The sequence below is a fragment of the Ruegeria sp. CI8 genome, from assembly GCF_056536865.1.
The window spans coordinates 1-13,680 of the sequence record NZ_JBQFQL010000006.1 but is presented as its reverse complement, the minus strand read 5'-3'; the positions used below and the strand labels follow the sequence as shown (position 1 = coordinate 13,680).

The following is a 13,680-nucleotide window of genomic DNA, read 5'->3' as shown; positions in this document are numbered from 1 at the left end:
GCTGCGCCCCTTCAACTGCTCGATATGATGGCGGCTTACTTCCAGCCAACCTCGTTGAAGATCTTCTGGGCCTCGGGGATGTTCTTGGCGACTTCAGACAGGTTCACTTCGTCGGCCTTGAATTCACCCAGAGCGGCCACGTTCTCGGCCAGCTCAACGCCTTGGACGGCGGGGAATTCATCGTTGCCGTTCGAGAAGTAGACCTGTGCCTGATCGCTGGCGAGGTATTCCAGGAACTTGACCGCGTTGTCCTTGTTCGGGGCATGGGCCGCGACGCCCGCACCCGACAGGTTCATGTGTGCGCCTTCGGCATCCTGCGCGGGGAATTGAATTCCGATCATGTCGACGCTGTCCGACAGGCCCTTGACGTCTTTGCGTAGAGCACGTGCAAAGTAGTACGAGTTCGACACGGCGATTTCGCATTCACCGGACACGATTCCACGCAGCTGATCGGTGTCGCCACCCTGAGGTTCACGCGCCATGTTGGCCACGACTCCCTCGGCCCATTCTTTGGCCTTTTCGGCGCCGTGATGGGTGATGATCGAGGCCAGCAGGGTCTGGTTGTAGGTGTTGCTGGACGACCGGATGCAAACCAGCCCTTTGTATTCGGGGTCGGCCAGATCCAGGTAGGTGGCCGGCGGGTTGGTCACGTCATTCTTGTCGTAGAAGATGATGCGCGCGCGCTGCGAGAAGCCGAACCACTGGTTATCTTCGTCCTGCAGGTTGGCGGGGATGCGCTCTTCCAGAACTTCGCTGTCGACCGCCTGCAGCAGGCCCGCGTTCTTGGCCCGCGCCAAGCGCGAGGTGTCAACGGTCAGCAGGATGTCGGCGGGCGAGTTCGCGCCTTCCGCTTCCATCCGTGCGATCAGCTCGTCGGCCTTGCCTTCGATGCGGTTGATCTTGATGCCGGTGGCTTCTTCGAAATCGGTGTAGAGACGCTCGTCGGTGTCGTAGTGGCGCGAGGAGTACAGGTTCAGCTCGCCTTCAGCGGCGGCCGATCCGGCGATCAGGGCCGACAGTGCGGCGGCGATAAAGCTCGTGGTTTTCATCTGTGGATGTCCCGGTTGTCGAATCTCATGAGCGGGGTATTTCCCGACTGATTTGCTCAATTAAACGATTTCGGGCGGGATGCAAGAAAATCCGACAAAATTACTTGGTCTAATTTGCCGCAGCGTGTTTGGGTGCGCCGGGCTGGGATGGTTAGCGCGCGCGTTGAATTGTCTCGACCGACAAAATGGTCGGCAGATGCCTGGCGATCTCGGTCCAGGTTTCGCCTTCGTCGGCGCTTGCAAACACCGAGCCGCTGTTGGTTCCGAAATAGACACCCGCAGGGTCACGACAATCTCCTGCCATCGCCTGGCGCAGAACAGTGAAAAAGCAGCTGGTCTGCGGCAGCCCTTCGCGACAAGCGGTCCAGCTTTGGCCACCATCGGTCGATTTCCAGACCGCCGCCGCCGCATCCGGCGGATACCGTCCGATGCTGTCTCCATTCAGGGGAATGGTCCAGATCGTATCGGGATCGTGGGGATGGACGTGGATTGGGAATCCAAAGGTCGACGGCAACCCGCCGGAGATATCGTCCCAGCTGCGCCCGCCATCGGACGAACGCCAGACGCCATGATGGTTCTGTTGATACAGCAGCCCTTTGGTGCCGGGCGCCCGGACCATGTTGTGTACGCAATGACCGATTTGACCGTCCCGCGGCGCGGCCGGATGGTCGTGCTGCCCGCAACTCTCGGCGTTCGACAGCCGGTTGCGCCGCTCCCACGTAGTGCCGCCGTCTTCCGAGGCGAATACTCCGGCCGCCGATATGCCCACCCACAGCTTTTGCGCATCGTCTGGATCGGAAACGATCGTGTGCAGCACCAAGCCTGCGGCCCCCGGTGACCAGTCTTCGGCTGAGGGGTGATCGGTCAGGCCATTGACCGTTTCCCAGGTCTGCCCAGCATCCGAACTGACCAACAACCGCGCCGGTTTTGCTCCCGCGTACAAGGCGCCGCCTGAATAATGCAGCGACCAGATCTGCGAGAATTCATCGCTGAAAGGTGCTGCTTCCCCGGTCCATCCGATTAACTCGGCAAAGTCGGGATCGTTTGCGGCCCACTCGTCTTGCTGCCCTTGGGTGAGCTTGGTGACCGCCCAGCTCTCACCCCCATCCTCGGAGCGCCAGACGCCGGCTCCGTGCCAGTCGCCGCCGCCGCCGGCCCAGAGTGTCCCGGTTTCGTCATCTCCGACGACGTGGTTGATGGGCCAGCCGCCGCAATGCGGACCCGTAACGCGCCAAGATTCGCGCTCCCGGTCTCCGATGATCACGAAGGCACCCTTGGTGGTGCCCACCAATATGTCGATGCAAGAGTGTTTCATCCGTTTCGCGCTCCCGGCTGTTTTCAACAGCCTAACACGAACGGTCAGTCTCGGCGCGCGGCACAAAAAAACCGCGCCCGGAGGCGCGGTTCTTTGAAACAGCGATTTGCCGTTCTCAGCCCTGACGAGCTTTGAACTTGCGCTGCGTCTTGTTGATCACATAGACGCGGCCTTTGCGACGCACAACCCGGCAGTCGCGGTGCCGGTTCTTGAGCGAGCGGAGCGAGTTCTTGACCTTCATGGTCTCTCTCCAATTCTGCGGCGCCTTCATCAAGGACGTGGCCAGCGCCTGGGTTAGCGGGTGCCTCGGGTCAGACCCGAAACAGTGAAACGATGGTGGGCGGTACAAGGATCGAACTTGTGACCCCTTCGATGTCAACGAAGTGCTCTACCGCTGAGCTAACCGCCCACTTTCCCTTTGCGTATCCTACCCCATAACGAAACGGGGCGCGGATCTCCGCGCCGGTGGAGGGGTCTATAAAAGGAGTCGCGAAGGGGTTCAAGGGGTTTGGTCCAACAATTTTCCGGTCTATGTTATCGGCAAAGAAGGAGAGGCCATGCACAGCGCCGCATACGCTTTGGAAATACCCGCAGAACGCACGTCGTGCGTTGTTTTTTCTTCGCCACATAGCGGCCGGAACTATTTGCCGGGCTTTCTGGATCGTTCGGTTCTGAACCGCAATGTGATTCGCTCTTCCGAAGATGCCTTTGTCGATCAACTGTTCGCTTCCGCCTCGATCCATGGCGCACCGTTGATTGCGGCACAGATGCCGCGCGCGTTCCTTGACCTCAATCGCAGCGCCGAGGAACTGGATCCTGCGTTGATTCTGGGCGCGCGCCGTCAGGGACACAACCCGCGCGTGGTATCGGGGTTGGGCGTGATCCCCCGTGTCGTATCCAACGGTCGCGCAATCTACAGCGGCAAGCTTACGATGGACGAAGCGCGCCTGCGCATCGACACTTATTGGCGCCCCTATCACGCCCGCCTGAAGTCTCTTTTGGCCGACTCGATCGACATGTTCGGACAGGCCATTTTGATCGACTGCCACTCGATGCCGCACGAGGCCGTTGCCATGGCCGGGAACCCCAAGGGGCGCCGTCCCGAGATCGTGCTGGGGGATCGATTTGGTGCCTCGGCATCGGGCGTCATTGTTGATCAGATCGAAGCGGCCTTTTCGTCCGCCGGTCTGACCGTGGCCCGCAACACGCCCTTTGCAGGGGCGTACGTGACCCAAACCTACGGACGTCCCGCCCGTCATCAGCATGCGATTCAGATCGAGATCGACCGGGCGCTCTACATGAATGAGAACACGATCGAGCCCAACGCCAATTTTCTGGCGTTCAGGGATGTTCTGGAAGAAGTCATCGCGGATATCGCCCGAATTGGATCTCAGCCGGCACGGTTGGCCGCCGAATAGGAAGAGTCACCGCAGCGCTCGGCCCTTCACGATTGCATCAGTTCCATATTTTCGGCGGATCTCGTCGGTCGCACGTTCCGCTTTCGAGCGTTGCGTGGCTCCAGGGTCCAGCAGGTCGCCGGATATGTCGGCCTGATCTTCGGCGCATAGGTCTGACAATCCGCAGCCCAGCAGACGATAGGGGCCCTGATCGCCGACCTGATCGAACAGCCCGCGAGCGGTGCGGTAGATGCGGTCAGCCATCTGTGTCGCATCCCGCAACGAGACCCGGCGGGTCAGCAGTTTGTGGTTGGCCTTTTTGAGCTTCAGCGTCACGACCCGCCCGGCCAGCCCCTTGGCCTTCGCTCGGTCGGCCACCTTTTCGGCCATGCGCCAAAGGTGGCCGTCCAGAATGTCGGGGTTGGCGGTGTCCTCGAAAAACGTTGTTTCATTGCTGATCGACTTCATCGGCTCGTGGGCTGAAACGCGCCGCTTGTCCTGCCCTCTGGCCAGGTGCCACAGCCGATAGCCCATCGAGCCAAAGCGCGCCGTGAGGGCCTCTTGATCCCATCGCAGTAAGTCTGAGAATACGCGAATGCCGGCCCGCTCCAGTGACTCCTGCGCAGCCGGTCCGATGCCCCAGATCAACCGCACCGGCTTGTCGTTCAGAAACTCGGCGGTTTCCGCCATGCCGATCACGGAAAACCCGCGCGGTTTGTCCAGATCGGACGCCACCTTGGCCAGAAACTTGTTGTGCGAAAGCCCGATCGAGCCGGTCAGACCCAGCTCGTCTTTCATGCGTTTGACCAGCCGTGCCAGCATCACCGCGGGCGGCGCGCCATGCAGCCGCTGAGTGCCTGACAGGTCCATGAACGCCTCGTCCAGTGACAGGGGTTCGATATCCGGTGTCAGTTCGTCCATCATCGCGCGGATCTGTCGTGAGACCTCGACATAGATGGACATGCGCGGTTTGATCACCACTGCATCGGGGCATAGTTTCAGCGCCTGAAACATTGGCATGGCCGAGCGCACGCCGCGAATACGCGCCACATAGCAGGCTGTTGACACCACGCCACGCCGCCCCCCGCCGATGATCACCGGCTTGCCCGCCAGTTCGGGGTTGTCGCGCTTTTCGACCGAGGCATAGAACGCGTCGCAATCCATATGGGCGATTGTCAGATCGAACAGCTCTGGATGCCGCAACACCCGCGGGCTGCCGCAGGAGGGGCAGCGCCGTTCGTCGTGAAGACTGGCAAGGCAATCGCGACAGAGAGCGGGCATCATTTCCTTTCCACGGGCACCGCGAATGAGCGGCCTGTCCGAGGTGCCAAAAGTACAACACAGCACGCTGCAGCGCAAAGCGATTGAACGAAAAGGTGGGGCCGACAAGAAGACCCCCCGCAGTTTCGCGGGGGGAGGTAACGGGCCTCAGGAAGACGCGGCCCGTTGGGGAGTGTCTCTTGATCAGAATCGCCCAAAAATGTCGATTTCGATAGGCCTACGAAGCAGGTCCTAAAACTCGTGTTTTTCATGTGTGTTTTGGGGCACAGAGGCAATTTGGCGCGGCAGCGGCCAAAAGTGACGCAAGGTCAACCGCTTGCGGGCCAAATCGTGCTTCTGGAATGGGGATTTGACGCGACTTGCCCTCGAAATGTTACACCGAACGCAACTCGGCCAGTACGGCGTCGGCTGCAGCTTTGGGGTCGGCGGCCTGATAAATCGGCCGCCCGACCACGATGTGATCGGCCCCGTCACTGATTGCGGCGGCGGGTGTCGCGACGCGTTTCTGATCGCCAAGATCCGATCCGGACGGCCGCACGCCAGGGGTGACGATCAGTCGGCCGTTGGCCTGGGGCAGGGCGCGGATCGGGGCCGCCTCTTTCGGACTGGCGATCACGCCGTCGGCGCCCGCCTCGAATGCGCGGGCCGCGCGTTCCAGAACCATGTCCTGCATGTCGCCGGACTTCATCAAACCTGCATCCAGATCGTCACGGTTCAGCGAGGTCAGGATGGTCACCGCCAGGATCTTCAGGTCCTTGCCTGCTGCGCCTTCCTTGGCGGCACGCACAACGTGGGGGTCGCCATGCACCGTGAGGAAATCCAGATCGAACTGCGCCAGCCCCCGCACTGCATTCTCGACCGTGTTGCCGATGTCGAACAGCTTCATGTCCAGAAAGATGCGCTTGCCGTGCTCTTGCTTCAACTCGTTTGCCAAGGCCAACCCACCACCGGTCAGCATCCCCAGACCGATCTTGTAAAACGATACCGCGTCGCCCAGCGTCTCGGCCATTTTCAGCCCTTCCAGCGCGTTGGGCACGTCGAGGGCGACGATCAGGCGGTCATCTGCGGTTTGGGGCAGGGCTTTGGGCATTGTTTCGACCTTTCAGGCTTGACGGGATCGGCGCTTCTGTAGAGCGTGTGGCGCAATCAGACAAGAAAAGACGCAGGGAAGTACAGGATGATACGGTTGGGTGTGATGGCTTCGGCAGCTGTTTTGGCCGGGGCGGGCGCTGTCTGGGCCGGCGAAACCGATTGCGGAGAGGCCCGACTGGTCTGGGCGGACGTCAAGGACAGCGGGTCGGCGGCGGCCATCCAAAGCTTTGCCGAGGTCTATGCGGAGTGCCCGATCTACTCGCAACTTGCACGCGAGCAACTGGTCGAATTCAATGGAGGCGCACCTGAACCGGAGGAGGTCAGCGCCCCCAATGAAGACACACGACGCCTGCTTGTTACCGACCTGCGACCCCGGCCGGAACCAGACCCCGACGATCCGCCATACGAGCCCGACTATTCGGACGGAGAATATGAGTGCCTGGTGGTCGCCTCTGCTCCGGGGCAGTCCCCTTATATTAATGGGGTGGATTGGTCCGACATGGACGCTGAGGACGCAATCGGCATCTGCGCCGATGCCCTATTGAACGCGGACGAAGCTGATGCCGAAGTTGTGGCGGCGTTTGCCCGCGCGCTTCTGAAGGGCGGCGAATTGCAGATGGCGCTTGAGTTTTCCGAAATGGCTGCGATGGAGTGGAGCGGGCTGGCCATGAACACGCTCGGCGCGCTCTATAATGAGGGTGAGATCGTTCCCGAAGACGATGAAACGGCGTTCGGGTGGTACATGGCGGCCGCCGATGCCGGGCTGTCGATGGGGATGCACAACGTCGCCTATGGCTACGAGAACGGGGAAGGTGTTGCGCCCGACATCGACAAGGCTCTGGAATATTACGAAAAGGCCGCATTCCTTGGATATGATCGGTCTTTGTTGCGGCTGGGCTTGTTCTACCGAGACGGCACGCATGTCGCACAGGACATGGACCGCGCGGTCGACTATCTGGAGCGGGCCGCCGATCACGAAAACGTCGATGCCGCGGTGCATCTGGGCTTGATCTACGAAACCGGCCAGAATGGATATCCCAAGGATATCGAAAAGGCGCTGGAGTATTATTTTCAGGCCGCCGAAGAGGATGACGTCGTGGCGCTGCATAATCTGGGGTCGCTGACCTATCACGGGCGGGACGGCGTGCCCCAGGACACGCAGGCGGCTTTTGTGCTCTGGGGCAGGGCGGCCGAGCTTGGTCATATGGCCTCGCAGCGTAAGTTCGGCCGGCTGCTGCACGAGGCGGGCGAGATCGAAGGCGCGTTGAAATATTACCGTCTTGCAGCCGAGCAGGGCGACGACGTTGCAACAAAACTGATCCGGGAAATCGAAGGCGATTGACCCCCCCGGCTGGCAGGGGAGACCCTGGTTTCCCCGCTTTGGCCCAACTGTGCTATGGTGCCGCCATTCAGGACCAAAAATTGCACCAAAGGGACAGACCATGAAGCACCTATTTCCGCTGGCCGCCGTGGCCGCGCTCGCCGCTTGTGAAGACACCCCTCCACAACCCGAGACGGGCGCTGCCCCGCCGCCCACCAACGATGATTTGTACCTGGTCGGCGGCTATCGGTCCGAGGATGACTGGTGCCAGTTGACCGGCGAAACCGCCTTTACCGTCAATTTCCTGGACCACACGGCCGACCTCGTCTCGTGCCCCACCGGCAGCGCCGCCGCGCAGTCGCTGGTCGAAATGCAGAATGCTCAGCAGGTGGCAGAAACCGGCGGCTATTCCGTCTATACGATTCCCCGCGGCTGAGCGTTTTTTCACCCGCTACCCTCTTGAAGCAGCGGGAACATTTCCCAAATTGATCCATGAGGCCCGGACCACTGCGTGCTGCCAAGCAGGCGCAAATCTAACGGGCGCTTGGAAAAGGAGAATGCCATGGACTTGAACAAGTTCACCGAGCGTGCACGAGGTTTCGTGCAGGCAGCGCAGACCATTGCGCTGCGCGAGGGACACCAGAGATTGGCTCCCGAACATATTCTGAAAGCACTAATGGATGATGACCAGGGGCTGGCCAGCAACCTGATCAAACGTGCGGGCGGCGCGCCCGAGCGCGTGATCGAGGCGCTGGATGTTGCCCTGGCCAAGATCCCGAAGGTCAGCGGCGACGCAGGCCAGGTCTATCTGGACGGCCAGACCGCCAAGGTTCTGGACGAGGCCGAGAAGATCGCCAAGAAGGCCGGCGACAGCTTCGTGCCGGTCGAGCGCGTGCTGATGGCGCTGTGCATCGTCAAATCCAAGGCCAAGGAGGCCCTGGAAGCCGGTGCCGTGTCCGCCCAGAAGCTGAACGAGGCGATCAATGACATCCGCAAGGGCCGCACCGCCGACAGCGCCAATGCCGAAGAAGGCTATGACGCGCTGAAGAAATATGCCCGCGACCTGACCGAGGCCGCCCGCGAGGGCAAGATCGACCCGATCATCGGCCGCGACGAGGAAATCCGCCGCGCCATGCAGGTTCTGTCGCGCCGGACCAAGAACAACCCGGTTCTGATCGGTGAGCCCGGTGTGGGCAAGACCGCCATCGCTGAAGGTCTGGCTTTGCGCATCGTGAACGGCGACGTTCCGGAATCGCTGAAGGACAAAAAGCTGCTGGCGCTGGACATGGGTGCCTTGATCGCCGGTGCGAAATACCGTGGCGAGTTCGAGGAACGCCTGAAGGCCGTTCTGAACGAGGTCACCGCCGCCGCCGGCGAGATCATCCTGTTCATCGACGAGATGCACACGCTGGTCGGTGCCGGCAAATCCGACGGTGCGATGGATGCGGCCAACCTGATCAAGCCCGCGCTGGCGCGGGGCGAGCTGCACTGCATCGGCGCCACCACGCTGGACGAGTACCGCAAATACGTCGAAAAGGACGCGGCCCTCGCCCGCCGGTTCCAGCCCGTCTTCGTGCAGGAGCCCACGGTCGAAGACACGATCAGCATCCTGCGTGGCATCAAAGAGAAATACGAGCTGCACCACGGCGTGCGCATCTCGGATTCGGCGCTGGTGTCGGCCGCGACCTTGTCGCACCGCTACATCACCGACCGCTTCCTGCCTGACAAAGCGATCGACCTCGTGGATGAGGCCGCCTCGCGTCTGCGCATGGAAGTGGACAGCAAGCCCGAAGAGCTGGACCAGTTGGATCGCCAGATCCTGCAGCTCCAGATCGAGGAAGAGGCGCTGAAGCTTGAAGATGACGCGGCTTCGAAAGATCGGCTTGAGGCCTTGCAGAAGGAACTGGCCGAGCTCAAGGAGAAATCCGCTGAGATGACCGCCCAGTGGCAGGCCGAGCGGGACAAGCTGGCCAGCGCCCGCGAGTTGAAGGAACAGCTGGACAAGGCTCGTGCCGAGCTGGAGATCGCCAAGCGCGAAGGCAATCTGGCCAAGGCCGGTGAGCTGTCCTATGGCGTGATCCCCGAGCTGGAGCGCAAGCTGGCCGAGGCCGAAAGCCAGGAAAGCAACGCGGTCATGGCCAAGGAAACGGTGCGTCCCGAACAGATCGCGGCCGTGGTCGAACGCTGGACGGGTATCCCGACCTCGAAGATGCTGGAAGGCGAGCGCGAAAAGCTGCTGCGCATGGAAGAAGCGCTGCATGCCCGCGTGGTCGGCCAGGACGAGGCCGTGCGCGCCGTGGCCAATGCCGTGCGCCGGGCCCGGGCCGGTCTGAACGACGAGAACCGCCCGCTGGGCTCGTTCCTGTTCCTCGGCCCGACCGGTGTGGGTAAGACCGAGCTGACCAAGGCCGTCGCCGAATACCTGTTCGACGACGAACACGCGATGGTGCGGATCGACATGTCCGAGTTCATGGAGAAACATGCCGTCGCCCGCCTGATCGGTGCTCCGCCGGGCTATGTCGGCTATGAGGAAGGCGGCGTTCTGACCGAAGCCGTCCGCCGCCGGCCGTACCAGGTGGTGCTGTTCGACGAGGTCGAGAAGGCACATCCGGACGTGTTCAACGTGCTGTTGCAGGTGCTGGATGACGGTGTGCTGACCGATGGCCAGGGCCGTACGGTCGACTTCAAGCAGACGCTGATCGTGCTGACCTCGAACCTTGGGTCGCAGGCGCTCAGCCAGTTGGCTGAAGGGGCCGACACGGCGCAGGCCAAGCGCGATGTGATGGACGCGGTCCGGGCGCATTTCCGGCCCGAGTTCCTGAACCGTCTGGATGAGACCATCATCTTCGACCGGCTTCAGCGGTCGGACATGGATGCAATCGTCGACATCCAGCTGTCCCGCCTGCGGAAGCGGCTTGCTGGGCGCAAGATCGATCTTGTGCTGGACGATGCTGCCAAGGAGTGGCTGGCCAACGAAGGCTACGACCCGGTCTTCGGGGCGCGTCCGCTCAAGCGCGTGATCCAGCGTGCCCTACAGAACCCGCTGGCCGAGGCTTTGCTGGCCGGCGACATCCGGGATGGCGACACCGTGCCGGTAACTGCCGGACCCGATGGTCTGATCATCGGCGACCGGTTGGGCACCAGCGACCGCCCGCGCCCGGACGAGGCCGTGGTCCACTAACCTGCGGCTTGGCTGAAACAGGAAAGGCCCGCCAGAAATGGCGGGCCTTTTTCATGCGCACCAATCAGTCGTGGTTCTGACGGCTTTTGCGCAATGCTCGCAAGTCGTCGGCACTCAGGCGCGGACCGGACTCGGGCGATGGTGGGGGTGCCGGCGGAGCCATGCGCTGGGCCGGATCCACCATATGGCGGCTGGGGCGCCCGCCCTGCAGTTTCAGATAGGCCAATACCGCGCCAGCGGATTGCAGGCTCAGCCCCCAAAGCCCGACCAGGATAAAGCTGAGAAACAAGGCCACGGCAGGCCAGATCGGGTTTTCGATGGCGCCGCCTCGGAACAGGCCTTCGATTTCGGTGACGGACGTTGCCAACGCCGGTAGCCCCGCCACGAATGCTACGGCCAGAAAGGCGAGGACGTAAAGCACCATCATCGACACATAGCTGATGGCTACCAAAGCAAAGAGCGGCCAGAAGGAGGCACCCAGATTGCGGAAGGGCGTATAGGGTCGGTCGTCAGGATCGCTGCCCAAGGCCGCCGCAGCCAGGGGAACCAGCAGACTGGCCCGCGCAGCCGAGGCTACCGTGAATACCGCAACCGTGACGACGAGGCCCGCCACCGAAACCGACGCGCCGGCCGAGGTCAGCCAGTCCAGTGCCGGTGTTTCGGGGGTCTTGGTCAGATCGACCAGATTGGGCGCGACCTGAACAAAGGCCAACCCGACCACTGGCGCAAGGATCAGGCCGATCGCCAGGGACTCCGCCGCGCCATAGGCAATGGCGGGAACGATCAGCTTGCGATAGCCCACGCCGGGTCGGATCAGCTTTGACTGGAACCCGAACCGGGCGCCGACCATGATCGGGATCACGCCGGATGAGGCGCTGATCAGGAAGGTTGCGATGAACAGTGTTCCGGGCAGGATCAACCCGATGACGAACCCGATCACGCCACCCAACGCGCCGTACAGAAAAAGGCCGATGAGCAGGATCGGGAACGTCACCGCAAAGCGCCACAGGATCGAAAGGGACAAAGGAATGGTTTTGGTCAGTAACACGGGGCGGCCTTCACACAGTCTCTGGTGGTTTCGGCGATACCTTATCGGATGTGCAGCTTCCATCCCGTTGATGCCGTTCCAAACAGGTGTTCGTCTGTGCGCGACGGGAATGCAACGCAGGCTTCGTTACAGTCCCGTCTCTCAATCGTGACGCAAGTTGCGTTGGTCCGGTGTTAAAACGGGGCTAATTCAAGGCTGATTTTTGTAAATGAACGGAGAACGGAATGGCGCACCGCTGGATCAACACTCTGACACAAGCCGATACGACCCCGCGGGCGGCGTTCCTGAACCGCCGACAGATCATGGCGGGACTCGCCGGATCGGGACTGGCGATGATCGCGGGCCGTGCAGGTGCGGAAGATGCGCTGGAGCAGAACACGTGGGAAGAGATCACGTCCTACAACAACTACTATGAGTTCGGGACCCGCAAGGACGACCCTGCGAAATACGCCCATACCCTCAAGACCGAACCATGGAGCGTCACGATCGACGGGTTGGTTGACCGCCCGGGAGAGTATGATTTCCAGGACATCATGTCCGAAATGACGATCGAAGAACGCATCTACCGTTTCCGCTGTGTCGAGGCCTGGTCGATGGTCGTGCCCTGGAACGGGTTCGAGCTGGCCGATCTGCTGAACATGGCGGGTGTGCAGGAGGGGGCGAAATACGTGGCCTTCGAAACCGCGCTGCGCCCCGACGAGATGCCGGGAGTTGCATATCCGGTTCTGGACTGGCCGTATCGGGAAGGTCTAAGGCTGGATGAAGCCATGCATCCGTTGACGATCATGGCAACGGGTATCTATGGCCGCCCGATCCCCAATCAGAACGGCGCCCCGCTGCGCCTGGTGGTTCCGTGGAAATATGGCTTCAAGTCGATCAAATCGATCGTACGCATCACTTTGACCGACGAAGAGCCGCTAACCAGTTGGAACATGGCCAACCCGCGTGAATACGGGTTCTACAGCAACGTGAACCCGACCGTGGATCATCCGCGGTGGTCTCAGGCCTCGGAACGCCGCATCGGCGGCGGGTTGTTTGCCAAGCGACAACCAACACTGATGTTCAACGGTTACGAAGAAGAGGTCGCAGGGCTTTATAACGGTATGGATCTCAGGGAATACTACTGATGCCATGCACAAGCTGAACCAAATACTGCGCCGCGTTCCTGTCTGGGCGGTCTACATCGCCGGATTGGTTCCGGTGCCCTGGTTGTTCTACCAAGGTATGACCGGTGGCCTTGGGGTCGAACCGATCGAGGCTTTGGAACATGAATATGGAGAACTGGCACTTCAGTTGATGATCCTGGGTTTGGCGGTCACGCCGTTGAGGCGGCTCACCGGCTTGAACCTCATGAAGTTCAGACGGGCCATCGGCATTTTGACCCTGTCCTATGTGGTGTGCCACCTTTTGGTTTGGCTGGTTCTGGACGTGCAAGACCCAGGTCAAATTTGGGCAGACATCATAAAGCGACCCTACATCACGGTCGGCATGGTGGCATTCGTTCTGATGCTGCCGCTTGGGATCACGTCGAACAATGCCTCGGTCCGGTGGCTGGGGGCAGCTTGGAGGCGCCTGCACAAGCTGGTCTACCCGGCAGCCATTCTTGCGGGGCTGCATTACGTCATGCTGGTGAAGGGCTTTCAGATCGAGCCTCTGATCTACCTGTTCGTGATTCTTGCCCTGTTGCTGCTGCGGCTGCCCAAACCGGCATTCAATACGGCGTCCCGGCACGCCGATTCCGCATGACTCGGGGGCTGGGCTGTGGGTAACCATGTGGGCAAGTCAGACAGTGAGTGATTTCTCACTGCGAGGCCTAGGCAAAAACTGAGTTCTGGGGAGGTATGACGGCAACAATATATTGAAAATAAACAATAGTTTTTGTTTTCGCGATTTTTTTCCTATTCCTGTCATTTTCTGCTTGCGGTGATTTGTAGTTATCCTTAGAACGCCCTTCACCGGCGCTGCTGAGGCGGTGTTGGTTGGTCGGAAGGACGGC

13 protein-coding genes and 1 tRNA gene are annotated in these 13,680 nt (G+C 61.1%); 6 read left to right on the top strand and 8 right to left on the bottom strand.

The features are described 5' to 3' along the window. Positions 1-35: 35 nt before the first annotated feature. The 4 genes from ACR0DA_RS17890 to ACR0DA_RS17875 all read right to left on the bottom strand — a co-directional run bounded on the left by ACR0DA_RS17890 (position 36) and on the right by ACR0DA_RS17875 (position 2,773). Positions 36-1,049, bottom strand: a complete 1,014-nt coding sequence (locus ACR0DA_RS17890; protein WP_170589788.1) for a Fe(3+) ABC transporter substrate-binding protein — start codon at positions 1,047-1,049, stop codon at positions 36-38. Between the two features lie 151 nt (positions 1,050-1,200). Continuing rightward, positions 1,201-2,364: a WD40/YVTN/BNR-like repeat-containing protein gene (locus ACR0DA_RS17885; RefSeq protein WP_480755134.1), complete on the bottom strand. Its 1,164-nt coding sequence runs from the start codon at positions 2,362-2,364 to the stop codon at positions 1,201-1,203. A 115-nt stretch (positions 2,365-2,479) separates the two neighbouring features. Then, positions 2,480-2,605, bottom strand: coding sequence for a type B 50S ribosomal protein L36 (ykgO, locus tag ACR0DA_RS17880; RefSeq protein WP_005648635.1), 126 nt, complete (start codon positions 2,603-2,605; stop codon positions 2,480-2,482). A gap of 93 nt (positions 2,606-2,698) precedes the next feature. Continuing rightward, positions 2,699-2,773 (bottom strand) — tRNA-Val (locus ACR0DA_RS17875). Positions 2,774-2,921: 148 nt separating this feature from the next. Between ACR0DA_RS17875 and ACR0DA_RS17870 the strand changes: the two genes are divergently transcribed. Then, positions 2,922-3,782: an N-formylglutamate amidohydrolase gene (locus tag ACR0DA_RS17870; RefSeq protein WP_480755133.1), complete on the top strand. Its 861-nt coding sequence runs from the start codon at positions 2,922-2,924 to the stop codon at positions 3,780-3,782. A gap of 6 nt (positions 3,783-3,788) precedes the next feature. Here the strand turns inward: ACR0DA_RS17870 and ACR0DA_RS17865 are convergent, their stop codons facing one another. Together ACR0DA_RS17865 and pyrF are read right to left on the bottom strand one after the other, a co-directional pair. Next, positions 3,789-5,042: a DNA polymerase IV gene (locus ACR0DA_RS17865; protein ID WP_480755131.1), complete on the bottom strand. Its 1,254-nt coding sequence runs from the start codon at positions 5,040-5,042 to the stop codon at positions 3,789-3,791. Between the two features lie 373 nt (positions 5,043-5,415). Then, entirely contained in the window at positions 5,416-6,132 is a 717-nt protein-coding gene (gene pyrF, locus ACR0DA_RS17860) for an orotidine-5'-phosphate decarboxylase (protein WP_170601310.1), read from the bottom strand. Between the two features lie 87 nt (positions 6,133-6,219). On the opposite strand from pyrF, the gene ACR0DA_RS17855 reads away from it, so the two are divergent. The 3 genes from ACR0DA_RS17855 (at position 6,220) to clpB (ending at position 10,636) form a co-directional block, all read left to right on the top strand. Continuing rightward, positions 6,220-7,476 carry a tetratricopeptide repeat protein gene (locus tag ACR0DA_RS17855; protein WP_480755129.1) on the top strand — a complete coding sequence of 419 codons (1,257 nt, stop codon included), beginning with the start codon at positions 6,220-6,222 and terminating at the stop codon, positions 7,474-7,476. A gap of 100 nt (positions 7,477-7,576) precedes the next feature. Next, entirely contained in the window at positions 7,577-7,891 is a 315-nt protein-coding gene (locus tag ACR0DA_RS17850) for a hypothetical protein (protein ID WP_170601308.1), read from the top strand. Between the two features lie 126 nt (positions 7,892-8,017). Further along, positions 8,018-10,636, top strand: a complete 2,619-nt coding sequence (gene clpB, locus ACR0DA_RS17845) for an ATP-dependent chaperone ClpB (RefSeq protein ID WP_480755128.1) — start codon at positions 8,018-8,020, stop codon at positions 10,634-10,636. Between the two features lie 64 nt (positions 10,637-10,700). On the opposite strand, the gene ACR0DA_RS17840 is transcribed toward clpB, so the two are convergent. Continuing rightward, entirely contained in the window at positions 10,701-11,684 is a 984-nt protein-coding gene (locus ACR0DA_RS17840; RefSeq protein WP_170368111.1) for a hypothetical protein, read from the bottom strand. Positions 11,685-11,908: 224 nt separating this feature from the next. Between ACR0DA_RS17840 and msrP the strand changes: the two genes are divergently transcribed. Next, the gene (gene msrP, locus ACR0DA_RS17835) at positions 11,909-12,811 is read left to right on the top strand and encodes a protein-methionine-sulfoxide reductase catalytic subunit MsrP (RefSeq protein WP_480755126.1); all 903 of its coding nucleotides are present in this window, start codon (positions 11,909-11,911) and stop codon (positions 12,809-12,811) included. 4 nt (positions 12,812-12,815) lie between these two features. After that, positions 12,816-13,430: a protein-methionine-sulfoxide reductase heme-binding subunit MsrQ gene (gene msrQ / locus ACR0DA_RS17830; RefSeq protein ID WP_170436434.1), complete on the top strand. Its 615-nt coding sequence runs from the start codon at positions 12,816-12,818 to the stop codon at positions 13,428-13,430. Between the two features lie 67 nt (positions 13,431-13,497). Here msrQ and ACR0DA_RS17825 read toward each other — a convergent pair. Further along, positions 13,498-13,680, bottom strand: a 183-nt coding sequence (locus ACR0DA_RS17825; RefSeq protein WP_480755124.1) for a hypothetical protein, incomplete at its 5' end; no start/stop codon positions are given.